Source organism: Rhizobium sp. 05N49 (genome assembly GCF_056396805.1).
The window spans coordinates 43,502-59,371 of record NZ_JBFTME010000002.1 but is presented as its reverse complement, the minus strand read 5'-3'; the positions used below and the strand labels follow the sequence as shown (position 1 = coordinate 59,371).

General features: G+C 58.5%; 15 protein-coding genes and 1 tRNA gene. 6 read left to right on the top strand and 10 right to left on the bottom strand.

Annotated features, from left to right (window positions below; genetic code table 11):
* Positions 1 to 249: 249 nt before the first annotated feature.
* The 7 genes from AC1DF8_RS04475 to AC1DF8_RS04445 all read right to left on the bottom strand — a co-directional run bounded on the left by AC1DF8_RS04475 (position 250) and on the right by AC1DF8_RS04445 (position 5,082).
* Positions 250 to 762: a hypothetical protein gene (locus AC1DF8_RS04475; protein ID WP_477832492.1), complete on the bottom strand. Its 513-nt coding sequence runs from the start codon at positions 760 to 762 to the stop codon at positions 250 to 252.
* 4 nt (positions 763 to 766) lie between these two features.
* Positions 767 to 1,015 (bottom strand): hypothetical protein, encoded by a 249-nt coding sequence (locus AC1DF8_RS04470; protein WP_477832491.1) that lies wholly within the window; start codon positions 1,013 to 1,015, stop codon positions 767 to 769.
* A gap of 112 nt (positions 1,016 to 1,127) precedes the next feature.
* Positions 1,128 to 2,594 carry a reverse transcriptase domain-containing protein gene (locus AC1DF8_RS04465; RefSeq protein WP_477832490.1) on the bottom strand — a complete coding sequence of 489 codons (1,467 nt, stop codon included), beginning with the start codon at positions 2,592 to 2,594 and terminating at the stop codon, positions 1,128 to 1,130.
* A 446-nt stretch (positions 2,595 to 3,040) separates the two neighbouring features.
* On the bottom strand, positions 3,041 to 3,754 hold the full coding sequence (gene socB, locus AC1DF8_RS04460; RefSeq protein ID WP_477832489.1) for a type VI toxin-antitoxin system SocB family DNA replication inhibitor toxin: 714 nt from the start codon (positions 3,752 to 3,754) through the stop codon (positions 3,041 to 3,043).
* A complete protein-coding gene (gene socA, locus AC1DF8_RS04455) occupies positions 3,732 to 4,280 on the bottom strand; it encodes a type VI toxin-antitoxin system SocA family antitoxin (RefSeq protein WP_477832488.1) in 549 nt (182 codons plus the stop codon). The genes socB and socA overlap by 23 nt, the downstream gene beginning before the upstream one ends.
* Positions 4,281 to 4,477: 197 nt before the next feature.
* Positions 4,478 to 4,553, bottom strand: a tRNA-Ala gene (locus AC1DF8_RS04450).
* Between the two features lie 148 nt (positions 4,554 to 4,701).
* On the bottom strand, positions 4,702 to 5,082 hold the full coding sequence (locus AC1DF8_RS04445) for a TIGR02300 family protein (RefSeq protein ID WP_112542861.1): 381 nt from the start codon (positions 5,080 to 5,082) through the stop codon (positions 4,702 to 4,704).
* Between the two features lie 275 nt (positions 5,083 to 5,357).
* On the opposite strand from AC1DF8_RS04445, the gene aroA reads away from it, so the two are divergent.
* The 4 genes from aroA (at position 5,358) to rpsA (ending at position 9,882) form a co-directional block, all read left to right on the top strand.
* Complete coding sequence (gene aroA, locus AC1DF8_RS04440) at positions 5,358 to 6,710, top strand: 3-phosphoshikimate 1-carboxyvinyltransferase (protein ID WP_477995097.1); 1,353 nt, start codon at positions 5,358 to 5,360, stop codon at positions 6,708 to 6,710.
* A gap of 1 nt (position 6,711) precedes the next feature.
* Positions 6,712 to 7,353 (top strand): FMN-binding negative transcriptional regulator, encoded by a 642-nt coding sequence (locus AC1DF8_RS04435; protein ID WP_477995096.1) that lies wholly within the window; start codon positions 6,712 to 6,714, stop codon positions 7,351 to 7,353.
* Positions 7,354 to 7,357: 4 nt separating this feature from the next.
* Positions 7,358 to 8,002, top strand: a complete 645-nt coding sequence (gene cmk, locus AC1DF8_RS04430; protein WP_477995095.1) for a (d)CMP kinase — start codon at positions 7,358 to 7,360, stop codon at positions 8,000 to 8,002.
* A gap of 176 nt (positions 8,003 to 8,178) precedes the next feature.
* Positions 8,179 to 9,882, top strand: a complete 1,704-nt coding sequence (rpsA, locus tag AC1DF8_RS04425) for a 30S ribosomal protein S1 (protein ID WP_112542865.1) — start codon at positions 8,179 to 8,181, stop codon at positions 9,880 to 9,882.
* A 128-nt stretch (positions 9,883 to 10,010) separates the two neighbouring features.
* On the opposite strand, the gene AC1DF8_RS04420 is transcribed toward rpsA, so the two are convergent.
* The 3 genes from AC1DF8_RS04420 to AC1DF8_RS04410 all read right to left on the bottom strand — a co-directional run bounded on the left by AC1DF8_RS04420 (position 10,011) and on the right by AC1DF8_RS04410 (position 12,704).
* Entirely contained in the window at positions 10,011 to 11,534 is a 1,524-nt protein-coding gene (locus tag AC1DF8_RS04420; RefSeq protein ID WP_477995094.1) for a hypothetical protein, read from the bottom strand.
* A 225-nt stretch (positions 11,535 to 11,759) separates the two neighbouring features.
* A complete protein-coding gene (locus tag AC1DF8_RS04415) occupies positions 11,760 to 12,386 on the bottom strand; it encodes a ribonuclease D (protein ID WP_113207241.1) in 627 nt (208 codons plus the stop codon).
* A 108-nt stretch (positions 12,387 to 12,494) separates the two neighbouring features.
* On the bottom strand, positions 12,495 to 12,704 hold the full coding sequence (locus AC1DF8_RS04410) for a SlyX family protein (RefSeq protein ID WP_112542868.1): 210 nt from the start codon (positions 12,702 to 12,704) through the stop codon (positions 12,495 to 12,497).
* Between the two features lie 170 nt (positions 12,705 to 12,874).
* On the opposite strand from AC1DF8_RS04410, the gene uxaC reads away from it, so the two are divergent.
* Entirely contained in the window at positions 12,875 to 14,290 is a 1,416-nt protein-coding gene (uxaC, locus tag AC1DF8_RS04405) for a glucuronate isomerase (RefSeq protein WP_477995093.1), read from the top strand.
* Positions 14,287 to 15,744, top strand: coding sequence for a mannitol dehydrogenase family protein (locus AC1DF8_RS04400; RefSeq protein WP_477995092.1), 1,458 nt, complete (start codon positions 14,287 to 14,289; stop codon positions 15,742 to 15,744). Before uxaC ends, AC1DF8_RS04400 begins: the two co-directional genes overlap by 4 nt.
* Positions 15,745 to 15,870 lie beyond the last annotated feature (126 nt).

Here is a 15,870-nt window from a genome sequence, read left to right as displayed (position 1 = left end):
GTCCCATCGAGGGGTACCGGGGGGAAGTCGCGCGGTCACTGGCACGTAGATCACCTCTGAGATGCGTGACCCCTAAGGGCTCTCCCTCGGTAGGCGTTCCGTTCGTCGCAATTGATCTTGTTGGCACGCTCTTCCTCCCGAAATTCGGGCTTGACCTAGCCCATATCCAACGCGAACATTGGGCATGTCAGCCAACTGCATCAAGTATCGCGGTGTGCTCGACGGCTGGCGGCAATGGCGCAGGCCGAGTTAACCGTACGATGACGTTAAGCGTGGGAAGTGCAAGGAGAAGGCCTCCCTCACTGCATTCCACCCTTCGATATCGTGGGGGTGTTTCCATTTGACTGTATTGAGTACCCTATATCCGGCGGCTTTCAGCTCCTCCGCAAGGACCTTCTCAAACGCACCGACAATATTTCGAACCGGTATATGCAATTCCATCAACGCCGCGCGGTCGTCACCGTCCTTTCTCCTCACCTCTTCGAAAAGGGGGCCATGCGAAATGAGATGAAAGGTTCCACACTCTTCGGCTTCTATCCCTTCGGCCTTGAGGTGTCTGCGTAGTGCGTTCTGATTGGGAGCATAACCTAGATGCTGGCCCATGCGAGTGAACGGAGCGGTTGCGTGGGGGCTGGAATTGTCGCCTGTGCGACCAACATAGAGCATCTCACCCTTCGTAGTCTCCACACGCCAAACATACAGCCAAAAGCCCCTGCGGAGCATAGCGGCGGGGAGGGTCAGAATATGTGTGTCAGCCGCCAATCGCTCATCCTCTACCAACAAGGATGGGGCCTTGCACAGTGCGCCACTTGCGGACGCCGAACGCAGCGTCTTGATTGTCTTTTTGGCAATAGAGTTGAGAGGGCCGGCTGCCCAGCTTCTCGTTGGTGCCTGTCAAGCTCATAGTTCCGAACGTAATCAGCTTACCAGAGCCGAAAGTATTGTCGTCGCGCTCAAACTCGATATCCGTCTCGATGGGCGGCTCAGTCGTTTGCCAGTCAGATGTGTTGCTCAAGTCCGGAGCTCCCCTCGTAACTTTATCATCACCCTGTTCTCGGGCCTGCTGGTGAAGTCAGCGGCCACCACCAATCCGCTTAAGAAGTTAATACGCGAGTTTGGATGCCGTGCTAAGCCTTCTTTTCCAAGGCTCTCTTCACATGGTTCCTCATGTTTCGTCGATAGTTGCGGAGCTGCTTGAAAATCGGGAGTCCAAGTGGGGCAGTGATGCTTGCCGCCTTGGTGGCGTATGTCCAGAAAGTCCAATTCTTGACGTTGTCGGCCTTAGACTCGAAGTCGTGGACTCGGCCGTATCGTTGAAGGAAGCTGCTTAGATTGACATCGGTAAGAATATCGCTTGACGATTTGCCGGGATAACGTTGGACCAACGAAAGCGCTAGCCTCGTGGCACTTGACGCAGCCTTCCTTTGGAGGCCGCTTAGGGTGCTGTCTCGAAGGAACATGCTGTTTCCATCGTAGCGGAAACCCAGGTACTCGATGCCATTCTTACCCTGTTCACCGGCAATTCTGATCCAAGTTTGGTCTCCACCGGTTCCCCAATATCGGAAGATGGCAGACTTCTCAGCCTTAATTTGAAGCTTCGGGCCGTGACAGACAATCTCTTGACGAACCCACGCTTCCAAGTCGATAGCAGCATCTGGCTCGATTGGCGCGACAATAAGAATGTCATCGGAATATCTGAAGTAGATGCCCCCCAGCTCTCTCACTCTGGTTGCCACAATCCGGTCAAACTGCATGAGATAGAAATTTGCGAGCAGGTCCGAGATGGGGGAGCCTTGTGGTATTCCGTAAGGTTTGCGGTGAACTTCTATAAGCGAACGTTGACCGTTTCCGCCTGCGATGTTCTGACGGAAATCCGTCCCGTTGCAAAGCTGCAATGGTATCGCGCTCTCATCCACCAGAAACCCTTTGATCTGGACGCCATCTCTGGAGACGTGCTTTTGTCCCCAATAACCGAGGCGCTCGTAGAGCTCCTCTCGATCTATTACAGAATACCGAGTCATTGCCTTGAACACCGCATAGTGATCGGGCGGGAGGCGGCTGACCTTTAGTAAATCGCACCAACGAGCCCGAAGCATCTCGTGATCAAGGCTTTCGAAGAAGCTACTGATATCGAGAGCGATTGCGCTGCAGTTACCGAGTTTCCTAATTGCGTTTACGGCGTCCAGCGCAAAGTGAATGTTGCACTTGCCGCCACCACCAGGGCTCGCGATCCGACGATATGCAAGAACACTGTCACCGAGGTCCAGTTCCTTGAGCCTAGCTTCAAAGGGAGCTGAAAGAAGGTGACGATAGTAGCTGAAGATGTAGGCGTCGGCGCGAGCTGCGAAGCGAATGGGCCGCTCCTTGACTTTGCCCTTCGTGCCCTTTGCGGTGAACTTGGTCCATCGCTGGTGATACAAGATAAATGGATAGAAGGTATGAGCAGCAACTCTTGCGGGGTCCGAAGCAAGCGCACGAGCCTCTGTCTCATTTAGAAAAGAATCAAAGTGAGGATACATTTTCGGCCTGAAGGCCCAACCGTCCGAAGCAGACGAGCGAGAGGGAGCAAGGTGACCATGTGCCCTTATAGTCATAACCTTGCTCCGCACCGTTTAGGATGTAAGGCACTTCTTCGATGTAATCGTCTATATTGTCAGTATGCTATCCAGCATATGGCATCGTCGTCATCACAAGGAAATCCTGATGGATCTCATCATAAATATTCTCGGAAACCTTGACAGTTTCAACTAAAACTCGGACGCCCCCAGTCAGAAGACTTTCGCGCCAGATGCGACCCATTTGCGGAACGCGAGTATATATATAGGAGATGCAACCACTTAATTGCAAGGCTCCAAGTTGCAAAAGAAGTGATTTCAACAACCTGAGTGCAGATCTGCATGCTACGGGTAGCGTTGGTAGCCACATGAGGAAACGGCAATGGTTACCGCCCCGCTCGCCATGCCCCTTTTGCCCCGACGGTAATATTCTTGCTTAAGGAATCTTGCGACCACGCCAGCAGGAACTCGATTAGGTTCTGATCCTAGAAGAAACCCCCGGGGCCTTTGCGTCGCCGGGCCTCGATAGTGCGTTCGTCCCAGACTTCCTGCCAAATACGATAGGTAGAGGCCACCAAACTTTCCAACTCGTCCAGGGAATAAAGGTCAATGCCTTCATCACTGAAAAACCGAACGGCGCGGCACTCATGCTCGTCATCAGCACCGAAGCGGATGATAGCAAAGTTGATGCCTGAAAAATCGTCATCGGAAGCTCGAATGCGCTCATGCATCATGGAGAATGCAAAGCGCCGCGCATCTTGGGTCAAACCTCGGGTCCGCCGAGGGTCTATGAAGACTGCGTAAGGCCGCTCCTCGATCGCCAAGACCATAGGTAGCCAGAAGCTTACCTTGCGGCCAATCCCCATAGCCAGCGGAAAGAAATCATGGTGCCTGCCTGTAATCCCGGCTGAGGTGGCGAACGCGTGTAGCGCCTTGGCAATTTGCCTATTATTCTTCAGCTCAGCGCCCGCCTTACAGACCCGAACTAACCGCTCATCAATCTTGTCGTAAGGTGTCGCCTCGGAGAGACCAAACATAGCAGGCTGTATGTTAAAGAGGTCGCCGAAGCAGGAGCGAACATGCTTGTAGGAGAACGTAGAGAAGCCGGACTTCATTTGCCTCAGAGCGGCCCGCTTCATGTCGTCCGGGAGAGGAGCGATCCGCGCCAAATCAGTGTCAGGCAAAAGGGGTGTCGTCACTTGGGTCTCCAGATAACGGTTCCGCACTGATCGAGACCTTGTGATGCCGGAATCGATCAATGATTACAGTATCTGAGATTCGCAAACCGAATGCAACTTCTGCCCTCCCGCGTTCCACGACATGCGACCATGGCGAGTCCTTTGCGTGAGAGAGGTCCACAAGACGACCCGCCGGCATTCGACCATAAGAATTGAGGACCTGCTGCAACAAACCGGTGAGCCGTGTGTCGTCAGGAGCCGCTATTTCGCGGGGCCGACCGGTGAGGATGTCCTGGCCTGTTGCCCGAAAGGTGATTGCTACTGAGCCGGCATCTTTGAAGGCGCGATAAGCGGATGGATGCACTGGACCATACTGCCACGCCTCGAAGTAGCCCGAGACAAGGGGCGTTTTGGTCTGCATCAGGTAGATGCCGTGGGCGAAGTAGAGCAGCTTTTGGAGGGAGAGGTTTGTGAGCTGAATGCCAAGCCTATCCGCCTCATCCAGCATGAGGTTCGCTACAGCCCGTGGGTCATATCCCCCGCTCATGACATTGTGCTCGTCTCTCCGATGGTTGGCCTGAAGTTTTAACCAGCGCGAATCAAAAAGCTACGCTGCTCCGGTTAATATCCTCGATACTCACAAGCGCTGGGTACTGCCGATGGGTACTTTCTTGGGTACTCGGCCAAAGCAATGAGTGACCCAACTTACTGATTTCGAAGGTAAATACCGAGTGCTAGGAAATTTGGTGGAGCTAAGCGGGATCGAACCGCTGACCTCTTGCATGCCATGCAAGCGCTCTCCCAGCTGAGCTATAGCCCCATCAAGATGGTCCGGTCTGGCCGGTCCTGGGATACTCCAGAGGGCGTTTCCTCTGGAGTGGCGGCTTCTTACTTGCGGTTTTCGCAGATGGCAAGCCTAAAAAATCCGGCCCGGAATATTTTTGTCATCCGGGCCGGTATTCGTTCGATCAGACTTCGTCTTCGTCGCCGGTGACGCCGATGATGTCGCTCATGTCGTCATCTTCGTCATCTTCGTCGGCTTCGAGGAAGGTATCGTCGTCATCGCCTTCGATTTCGACATCGTCATCGCCCATATCGGGGATGTCGTCGCCGCCGGAATTGTCATCGGCGTCCTCGAGCGAAACCAGTTCGACTTCGGTGTTTTCGGTATCGACCTCGGCAACCTCGTCCTCATCCTGAACTTCGGCGACTGCCGAGGTTTCTTCGAAGAAGGACAGGGGGTAAGATTTACCGGTATAAGGAGAAACGATCGGGTCCCGGTTCAGATCGTAGAACTTCTTGCCGGTTTCCGGATCGGTGCGCTTGGTTCCAAGTTCCGCTTTCGCCACTATAAGCCTCGTGAGAATGGCCGAATGCAAGATTCGGCAAATGCCGTCAAACCGGCGTTCTATTCGGAATTTATAAGCCGGTCCCCTTAATCGGTACGGCTTCCCGTGTCAAAGCTAAACTTCACGGGCGGCTTCAGGCTTTTGCCCAGCCTGCCGGATGACCGCTCGGCAAGTTTGTGCTAACCAACCGCGATTGCCGCAAGGCCGACCGGAAAGACATACCGGCACCAAGCCGTGAGCGGCGCGAATATATCGCCGTTGCAAGGGATTAACCCATGTCGCAGGGTTCCGCATCGAAGCCGACCATCGCCCGCAAATCCTCCGGGCTTTCCGGAACCGTCCGTATTCCCGGCGACAGATCGATCTCGCATCGCGCACTGATACTCGGCGGACTGGCATCGGGCGAAACGCGTATTGCCGGGCTCCTCGAAGGCGAAGATGTGCTCAATATTGCGAAGGTTATGCAGGCCATGGGTGCCGTGATCCGCAAGGAGGGCGACACGTGGATCATCAACGGGACAGGCAACGGCGCATTGCTTGCGCCGGAGATTCCGCTCGATTTTGGCAGTTCCGGCACTGCCGTACGCCTGATCATGGGCCTTGCCGGCGCGTATGATTTCGACACCGTCTTTACCGGCGACGCCTCGCTTTCCCGGCAGCCGATGGGCCGCGTGCTTGATCCGTTACGCCGCATGGGTGTTCAGGTGAAGTCAGTTGAGGGCGATCGCCTGCCGGTTATGCTGCGTGGGCCGGAAACGCCATCCCCGATCCACCACACCCTGCCCCTCGCCTCCGCGCAGGCGAAGTCGGCGATACTGCTGGCCGGCCTCAACGTTCCGGGTGTGACGACGGTTATCGAACCGGCGATCACGCGTGACCATACGGAAAAGATGTTGGCCGGCTTCGGCGCAGAACTGTCCGCTGAGACCGACAAGGAGGGCACGCGGACGGTTCGACTGCAGGGACGCGGCAGGCTGATCGGCCAGAAGATCGATGTACCGGGCGACCCCTCCTCCGCCGCTCTCCCGCTGGTGGCGGCTTTGCTGGTGCCAGGCTCCGACATCGTCATTTCCAATGTACTAATGAACCCGACGCGGGCAGCACTGATCCTGACACTGCGGGAGATGCGTGCGGATATCGAGATCCTCAATCCGCGGGTTTCGGGCGGCGAGGATGTGGCGGATTTGCGGGTGCGTCATTCCGAACTGACCGGAACTACCGTTCCAGCAAAGCGGACGCCATCGATGATGGACGACTATCCTGTTCTTGCCGTCGCCGCCGGCTTCGCCAAGGGCCGGACGGTCATGAATGGGCTGCAGGAACTGCGGATCAACGAGCCGGAGCGGCTCTCAATCATTGCGGAAGGGCTTAAGCTCAACGGCGTCGATTGCGAGGAAGGCCTGGACTGGCTTGCGGTCACCGGCCGGCCGGACGGAAAGGGGCTCGGCAATGCAGGCCTTGTGCCGATCTCTACGCATCTCGACCATCGCGTCGCCATGAGTTTCCTTGTCATGGGATTGGCTTCGGAGCATCCTGTCGGTATCGATGACAGCAGCATGATTGCGGCCCGCTTTCCGCAGTTCATGGATCTGATGAAAAGCCTCGGGGCAGAGATCGAACGGGCCTGACATGTACCAGCCACCGCATTTTCGCGAGGATGATCTCAATGTGCAGCATGCGCTTATCCGCGCACATCCGCTTGGCCTGCTGATCACGGCGGGCGCCTCCGGTCTGATTGCCAATTCGGTGCCATTCCATCTTGATGCCGAGGCTTCCGGCAAAGGAACCTTGCGGCTGCATCTGGCGCGCGCGAACGGTCAGTGGCGCGATATCGCCGCCGGTACACCCATACTTGCCGTCTTCCAGGGTTCCGATTCCTATATCACGCCGTCCTGGTACCAGACCAAGGCCGAGACCGGCAAAGTGGTTCCGACCTGGAACTATGCGGTCGTGCAGGCGCGCGGGCCTGCACGGGTAATCGAAGATGCCGCCTGGCTCTTGGCGCAAATCAGCGCGCTCACCGGTCAGCAGGAGGGCCTGCGTGAAAAGCCGTGGGCCGTCAGCGATGCACCTGACGATTTCATCCGTGCGCAACTGAAAGGCATTGTCGGCATCGAAATCGAAATCGCCGAGATCGACGGTAAATGGAAAGTCAGCCAGAATCGGCCGGTTGCCGACCGCGAAGGTGTTGCCAAGGGCCTCACCGAAATGGCAGAGCAGGCCGAAATGCAGGAACTGGTGCGCCGCTATGGCGGCCTTGGCACGGAATGACGTCATGACGGACAGTTTCATCATCGCCATCGACGGTCCGGCCGCGGCGGGCAAGGGCACGCTTTCGCGAGGGATCGCCGAGCAATACGGCTTCCATCACCTCGATACAGGTCTGACTTACAGGGCGACGGCCAAGGCGCTCATCGATGCCGGACTGCCACTTGATGACGAGACTGTCGCCGAAAAGATGGCACGTGAGGTTGAACTCGCCGGACTGGATCGCGATATATTGTCGAGACACGAGATCGGTGAGGCCGCATCGAAAATTGCCGTCATGCCGGCAGTGCGCCGGGCGCTGGTCGAGGCGCAAAGGCGGTTTTCTGAGAAGGTGCCAGGAACGGTTCTCGACGGGCGCGATATCGGCACCGTCGTCTGCCCTGCGGCACCTGTGAAACTCTATGTGACGGCATCGCCGGAAGTGCGCGCAAGACGCCGCTACGACGAGATCATCGGCAAGGGGGGTACAGCAGATTTCGACGCAATCTTCGAGGACGTCAAACGACGCGACGATCGCGACATGAACAGGGCGGACAGCCCGATGAAGCCGGCAGTCGATGCGCACTTGCTTGACACGTCGGAAATGAGTATAGAGGCCGCGTTTCAAGCTGCTCAGTCGATTATCGACGCCGCCTTGAGCCGAAATGCCTAAATCAAGCGGTTTCCGTGTTCGTGCGCGGGACGCTCATGCGAAAGCAAGCCTGAAATTCCGTCCAAGCGCCGGATTGCCTTCTTGAAAGAGGGCGGACTGGGTTCAGGCCCATTCAACTCGAACCAACCGGCGCATACGTGAGCCTTGACGCTATCGAAGGCCACGCAGGAGATTTTATGTCAGTAGCAACTCCCTCTCGCGAGGATTTCGCGGCCCTTCTCGAAGAGTCCTTTGCCAAGAACGATCTGGCCGAAGGCTATGTAACCAAGGGTATCGTCACGGGCATCGAAAAGGATGTCGCCGTTGTTGACGTCGGCCTGAAGGTCGAAGGCCGCATCGCGCTCAAGGAATTCGGCGCCCGCGCCAAGGACGGCCAGCTCAAGGTTGGCGATGAAGTCGAAGTCTACGTCGAGCGTATCGAAAACGCGCTCGGTGAAGCCGTTCTGTCGCGCGAGAAGGCTCGCCGCGAAGAAAGCTGGGTCAAGCTCGAAGCCAAGTTCGAAGCTGGCGAGCGTGTCGAAGGCGTTATCTTCAACCAGGTCAAGGGCGGCTTCACGGTCGATCTCGACGGTGCGATCGCCTTCCTGCCGCGTTCTCAGGTCGATATCCGCCCGATCCGCGACGTTACCCCGCTGATGCACAACCCGCAGCCCTTCGAAATCCTCAAGATGGACAAGCGTCGCGGCAACATCGTGGTTTCGCGCCGTACGGTTCTGGAGGAATCCCGTGCCGAACAGCGTTCTGAGATCGTTCAGAACCTCGAAGAAGGCCAGGTTGTTGACGGCGTCGTCAAGAACATCACCGATTACGGTGCGTTCGTTGACCTCGGCGGCATCGACGGCCTGCTGCACGTTACCGACATGGCATGGCGCCGTGTGAACCATCCGTCGGAAATCCTGAACATCGGCCAGCAGGTCAAGGTTCAGATCATCCGCATCAACCAGGAAACCCACCGCATCTCGCTCGGCATGAAGCAGCTCGAGTCCGATCCGTGGGATGGCATCCAGGCCAAGTATCCGGAAGGCAAGAAGATTTCCGGTACCGTTACGAACATCACCGACTACGGTGCGTTCGTCGAGCTGGAGCCGGGCATCGAAGGCCTGATCCACATCTCGGAAATGTCCTGGACCAAGAAGAACGTTCACCCCGGCAAGATCCTGTCCACGAGCCAGGAAGTCGAAGTCGTCGTTCTCGAAGTCGATCCGTCCAAGCGCCGTATTTCGCTCGGCCTCAAGCAGACGCTGGAAAACCCGTGGGCAGCATTCGCCCGCAGCCATCCGGCCGGCACTGAGGTTGAAGGCGAAGTCAAGAACAAGACCGAATTCGGCCTGTTCATCGGCCTCGACGGCGACGTCGACGGCATGGTTCACCTCTCCGACCTCGACTGGAACCGTCCGGGCGAACAGGTCATCGAGGAGTTCAACAAGGGCGACGTCGTCAAGGCTGTCGTTCTCGACGTCGATGTCGAAAAGGAACGCATCTCGCTCGGCATCAAGCAGCTCGGCAAGGATGCAGTTGGCGAAGCCGCTGCTTCCGGCGACCTGCGCAAGAACGCTGTCGTTTCGTGCGAAGTCATCGCTGTCAACGATGGTGGTATCGAAGTGAAGCTCGTCAACCACGAGGACATCACTTCCTTCATCCGTCGCGCCGACCTCGCTCGCGATCGCGACGAGCAGCGTCCCGAACGCTTCTCGGTCGGCCAGACCGTTGATGCCCGCGTTACCAACTTCTCCAAGAAGGACCGCAAGATCATGCTGTCCATCAAGGCTCTGGAAATCGCGGAAGAGAAGGAAGCCGTTGCTCAGTTCGGTTCGTCCGACTCCGGCGCTTCCCTCGGCGACATTCTCGGCGCGGCTCTGAAGAACCGCGGCGGCGAATAATCCTTCGCTGATCCATTGAAATGAAGAACCCGCCGGAGCAATCCGGCGGGTTCTTTCGTTTTGGGAGGTTTCTAAAATTCCTTGCTCCTACGCAAAATCGTCAGGCGCTTTGCTGGAATTGCTCCGGATCACTCCCAGCCGACCATGCGCTGGTAAAGGGCATAGACCGGGTCAGCGACGGTTGCCGGTGCAGTCGACGGATCGGGATCGAACATCTTAGGTTGGCGCCGCTCCTCACGCGGGGCTTCCCCTTCCTCGGCCTGCTGCGCTTCACCGCCCTGACCGGATTGCGCCTCCTGCTGTTGCTGCTGATCCTGAGAGCCGTCATTTTCATGTTGCCTATGAGGCGGCTCATCGGCCTTGGTTGCCTTATATTCGTCGCGAGCGAACTGGTAGGGCGTCTGGGCGTAGGGCAGACCGTCCGGCATACGTGCCGCGAGCGGTACGTATGAGGGTGTCTCGACTACCGGGAGAGGAATCGGCTGCGGCTGAGCGGCAACCTCCCTGGCAGGGCGCGTCGTCTGCGCGGCTGCAGGGATCTCCGCCTGGGACGAGCGAGAAACTTGATTGGCCTGGGTCGATGCAGGCTCGACGACGTCTTCCGGGGTTATGCGAACCAGGCTCTCTTTCGCGTCACTGATAACGGCCTCGTCCAGCATGGCATCGATTTCGACGGCGGCTTCGACAGGTGTATCCGCCAACAGGGCAGTTGCCTCCTGCTCGCGGATGATCGTTGCGATCATCTGTGAAACCTGCTCGGTCATGGAACTGGCGATGCCGGTCCAGTTGCGCGGGATAACCGGGTCAGCCCTGGCGGAGATTGTCTGCTGCTCGGCAGCGGGTCCGGCCTGTTCCGGTTCGACCACTTCCCCATCCACGGATGCGGCCGGGGCTTCTTCTGTCTCTGCCTGCGCGGCTGCCTGCGGTGAAGCTTCATGCGCCACTGTCGCGGACTGACTGCCGGTCTGCCTATCTTCAGCAGTCAGATCGGTTGTCACGACAGCGGCTGCCTCGGCCGGAGCGATTTCATCGGCAGGAGGCATTGTTGCAGTTTCAGCCGGCTTTGCTGCAGACGGACGTGTAGCGGGGAGGTTTTCTTCCTGAAGCCTGATTTCCGGCCGCTGCTCGATCCGCGGCGGTGCGGCATCGTTCTGGCGATAGGAGCGGACCACGGCACGGGCTGCGAGATCCCTGTCCTTGTAGTTGATCATCTCGACATAGGTGATGACACGGGTCGCCTCCGGCCCGGTGGGGTCCCTGAGGGCAGCGGCGATCATTTTCAGCGGCAGGCTATGTCCGTCATCGGAAAGCTGGCGCTCGACCGCGTCGATCTGGGCATCGGGCATGCGACGGATGGCATCGGCGACACGGGTGGCAAAAGCCTGATCGGATTCGCCTTCACCGCGTTGCAGCGCGATGGTGCGCCCTGTTGCATTGATGATGTCGAGAAGTGCTTCAATCATGCGCTGGCGCGCGGCGATGAGCAGAATATTAAGCTTGCCGGCAATCGCGGCATTCAGATCGGCCGCTTCAACTGCATTTACCGGGGTGGGGGCGACCACCGAACTGCCGAGGCCACCGGCAACGATTGCCGCCGTCTGACCCTGAGAAGAAAGGCTTGCATTGGACGCTGAACGAATGGGAGACAACACAGGCACGCTCCTTTCGCAAAGTGGCTATGAAAGCAGGACGTACAACGAGACCGCGCTCATCCGGCCCCGTGCATCCCGGCAGATCCTCCTGTCCGCATCGGCGCGTTTTGCACCGTCGAATGCATAAAAATTGAAGAGAATGTTACTGAAAATATCTTAACGAACGGCTAACGGCCGCAGACGCCAGTCTACGGCCGTGCGCGCATGTCCGATAAGAGGCCGATGTCAGCTATGGGCGAAGATGTCTGCCTCTTCCCAGCCGAGAAGATCGAGCTTGGCGCGCGTCGGCAGGAATTCGAAGCAGGCCGTCGCGTGCTCGAGGCGGCCGTCGCGAATCAGGCGCTCGTTCAGCTTGTCGCGCAGCGCATGCAGATAGAGGACATCAGAGGCGGCATATTCGAGCTGCGCCTGCGAGAGCGTTTCGGCAGCCCAATCGGAGGATTGCTGTGTCTTGGAGATATCGACGTCGAGCATCTCCTTGAGATTGTCCTTCAGGCCGTGGCGATCCGTGTAGGTGCGGATGAGGCGCGAAGCGATCTTCGTACAGAAGACCGGCGTAGTGGTGACGCCGAACGTGTGGAAGAGCACGGCGATATCGAAACGGCCATAATGAAAGATCTTCTGGCGCGACGGATCGGCAAGCAGCGCGACGAGGTTCGGCGCTTCCTTCTGACCGGCCGCTATGCGGATCACATCGGCAGAACCGTCGCCCGGCGAAAGCTGTACGACGCAGAGGCGGTCCCGGCGCGGCACGAGACCGAGCGTTTCGGTATCGATCGCGATCGCGCCGGTGTAACGGGCGGCGTCCGCCGCGGAAATATCGCCCTGGTGATAACGGATGATGGCCGCCATGGGATGTCTCTCGTTCAGCTTCGTCTTTCCGGGCTATATCGCAAAGGCGGGAAGCGCGAAACCGCTTTCCTGCTGCAGGTCGGTCATCGGCTCCGCTGCGCTGTCCGCTCAGTAGTGCGGCGGTTTGGTGATTGCCGGCGCTTCCAGCGATTGTTCCTCCAGGCTCAAAAACCGCTCGGTCAATCGATCGAGCTTGGCGCGCGTCTGCTCCATGACTTTCCATTGTTCGGCAAGCTGATCGGAAAGCTCATCAATCGTCTTTGCCTGATGGGCCAGCATTTCTTCCAGCTTCGTGATGCGGGCTGCCTCGTCGGACATCGGTTTTCTCCGGGGAAATCAGGTGGCATTCCAAAGCCCAAATAGGCCGAAGCGTCAATGGTTTCGAGGCCTCACGAAAACGATTCCGAAATGAACCATTTGGTTACTAAAAGCCCTTGCCGCATTCCGTCTTGTGGGGTAGGCCCTTATCCCATCAGGGAGGATAACTGATGGATGTAGGCAATGGCTTTCTTCATCCGGACCGGCTCTTTCCCGCCGATCCGGCAACGCGGACAATAGCACGCGATCTCTACGAGACCGTACGCGCCCTTCCGATCGTCAGCCCGCACGGGCATACCGAACCATCCTGGTTCGCAGACGACAAGGCCTTCGAAGACGCCGCTTCGCTGCTCGTCATTCCCGACCACTATCTCTTCCGCATGCTGCACAGCACCGGCACCAAACTCGATGAGCTCGGTGTGCCACGACTCGACGGCAAACCGGTGGCGAGCGGCCGGGATATCTGGCGTGCTTTCGCCGCCAAATATCATCTTTTCCGCGGAACGCCGTCGAGCCTTTGGGTCGACCATGCCATGTCGGCCGTGCTCGGCTGCACCGAGCCGCTGACGACTGAGAATGCCGATGCGCTCTACGATCATATCAATACGCAGCTGAAACTTCCGGAGTTCAGGCCGCGGGCGCTACACCAGCGCTTCGGCATCGAGACGATCGCCACAACCGAAGGCGCGCTCGACCCGCTTCCGCACCATCAGAAGATGGCGACCGACGGCTGGATCGGCAAAGTGCGCACCACTTACCGACCGGACAGCGTCACCGATCCCGATGCCATCGGCTTCCGCGACAATCTCATCAATTTCGGTGAGATCACCGGTTGCGACATCACCAAGTGGGATGGGCTGATCGAGGCGCACCGCAAGCGGCGCGCCTATTTCCGTCAGTTCGGCGCAACGGCGACCGATCATGGCGTGCCGACGGCCTTTACTGCCGATCTGCCGCTTGCCGAAAAGCAGGCGCTGCTCGACAAAGCGCTGAGGGGTCCCCTTTCGGCCGCCGATGCAGAGCTTTTCCGCGGCCAGATGATGACGGAAATGGCTGGGCTCTCGGCCGAAGATGGCATGGTGATGCAGATCCATGCCGGTTCGCGCCGCAACACGGACCGTGAACTTTTCGAAACCCGTGGACCGAATATGGGCGCCGATATTCCGACGCGCACGGACTGGGTCGGCGGCCTCAATGCCCTGCTTTCGAAATACGGCCATGCGCCTGGCCTGCGCATCCTGCTCTTCACGCTCGACGAGACGACCTATGCCCGCGAGCTTGCGCCGATGGCCGGCCACTGGGCCTGCCTGATGATCGGGCCGCCCTGGTGGTTCCACGACAGCCCGCTCGGCATTCGTCGTTATCTCGACCAGGTCGTCGAGACGGCCGGTTTCGCCAATCTTGCCGGCTTCAACGACGATACGCGCGCGCTCCTGTCGATCCCCGCCCGTCACGATGTCTGGCGCCGCGAGATTTGCCGCTTCCTGGCGCAGCTTGCGGTCGAGCATCGGATTTCCAAAAAGGAAGCCGAGACCGTGGCGCGCGAACTCTCCTATGATAATGCGAAGAAGGCCTACAAACTGTGAGCGACAGATTACAGAACGTGACCGGCCTTGCGCCGACGGCGAAGCTTCCTGCCTATGACAGGAATGCGCTAAAGGCCGGCATCCTGCATCTCGGTCCCGGTGCCTTCTTCCGTGCGCATTTCGCGCCTTTCACGGACGGCGCGCTGGCAGCCGCCGGCGGCGACTGGGGCATCGAGGTGGCGAGCCTGCGCACCCCCGATGTCGCGGATAACCTCTCCGCCCAGAACGGGCTCTATACCGTGCTGATCCGTGATACATCGGGCACGACGGCTCATGTTATCGGCTCGATCCTGGGGGCACATGTGGCGCCCCGCGATCCGGCAGGCCTGCTGACACGGCTCGAAGATCCTGAAATCCGCATCGTCAGCATGACGGTGACGGAAAAGGCCTATGGTTTCGATCCGGCAACGGGAGGGCTTGACCTCAAGCATCCCGATATTGTCGCCGACCTCGCCAACCGGCATGCGCCGCGTGGCGTCATCGGCTATCTCGTCGAGGGTCTGAGGCGGCGCCGGGAGAAGGGTATCGCTCCCTTTACGCCGCTCAGCTGCGACAACCTGCCGAGCAATGGTGCGGTGCTGAAGCGTCTGGTGCTGGAATATACCGCCCGCATCGATGCGGATCTGCATCGATGGATCGAGGCGAATGTGCCTTTCCCTTCAACGATGGTCGACCGCATTACGCCGGCAAGCACCGATGAGACCTATGCCGATGCCAAGCGGCTGACGGGCCGCACGGACCTGGCGGCAATCGAGACGGAGCCCTTTACCCAGTGGGTGATCGAGGACCACTTCGTCAACGGCCGTCCGGCGTGGGAAAAGGTTCATGGCGCGCTGATGGTCGAGGAAGTCTCGGCCTATGAGAAGATGAAGCTGCGTATGCTGAACGGCGCGCATTCGCTCCTCGCTTATCTCGGCTATATAGCTGGCTATGAATTTGTCCGCGACGTCATGGATGATGCAGGATTGGCAGCACTGGCACGCCGGCACATGAGTGCGGCGGCGGCGACCCTGGATCCGGTTCCCGGCATCGATCTCGATGCCTATGCGAACGAATTGATAGCACGCTTTGCAAACAAGGCGATCGCCCACCGTACCTATCAGATCGCCATGGACGGCACACAGAAACTGCCGCAGCGCCTGCTGGAACCGGCAACGGAAGCGCTTGCCAAGGGTAGCAAAGCGGAGACCTATGCGATCGCCGTCGCGGCCTGGATGCGCTATGCGACGGGCATCGATCGGAATGGCGAGCGTTATGAGTTGCGTGACCCTCGCGCCGGGGAGATTGCGGCTTTGATCGCCGATGTGCCGCGCAACGGCGCGGCGGTCTCGGCTGCACTGTTCAAGCTGCCAGGCCTATTTCCGAAGGCGCTGACCGGGAACATCGCCTGGACAGAGGACGTGGCGAACAAGCTGGAGATTCTTATCCAGGACAATAGGCTGCCCCTTTATTGAAGCACTTCGCGCCGTTCTCATCCCGTGGCTGCCACGGGATGAGAACGCGTCAAGGGAAGCCGGTTCTCGCCGCAGTCGTCCAAAGCGCGTCGTCATCCCGAAGTTTCGCTTGCCGAGCTTTAGGTC

Excerpts from the sequence above, each read along its gene's own strand:
- aroA (WP_477995097.1), top strand. The coding sequence starts at position 5,358 with ATGTCGCAGGGTTCCGCATCGAAGCCGACCATCGCCCGCAAATCCTCC.
- rpsA (WP_112542865.1), top strand. The coding sequence starts at position 8,179 with ATGTCAGTAGCAACTCCCTCTCGCGAGGATTTCGCGGCCCTTCTCGAA.
- uxaC (WP_477995093.1), top strand. The coding sequence starts at position 12,875 with ATGGATGTAGGCAATGGCTTTCTTCATCCGGACCGGCTCTTTCCCGCC.
- AC1DF8_RS04465 (WP_477832490.1), bottom strand. The coding sequence starts at position 2,594 with ATGACTATAAGGGCACATGGTCACCTTGCTCCCTCTCGCTCGTCTGCT.
- AC1DF8_RS04415 (WP_113207241.1), bottom strand. The coding sequence starts at position 12,386 with ATGGCGGCCATCATCCGTTATCACCAGGGCGATATTTCCGCGGCGGAC.
- cmk (WP_477995095.1), top strand. The coding sequence starts at position 7,358 with ATGACGGACAGTTTCATCATCGCCATCGACGGTCCGGCCGCGGCGGGC.
- AC1DF8_RS04410 (WP_112542868.1), bottom strand. The coding sequence starts at position 12,704 with ATGTCCGACGAGGCAGCCCGCATCACGAAGCTGGAAGAAATGCTGGCC.
- AC1DF8_RS04435 (WP_477995096.1), top strand. The coding sequence starts at position 6,712 with ATGTACCAGCCACCGCATTTTCGCGAGGATGATCTCAATGTGCAGCAT.
- socA (WP_477832488.1), bottom strand. The coding sequence starts at position 4,280 with ATGAGCGGGGGATATGACCCACGGGCTGTAGCGAACCTCATGCTGGAT.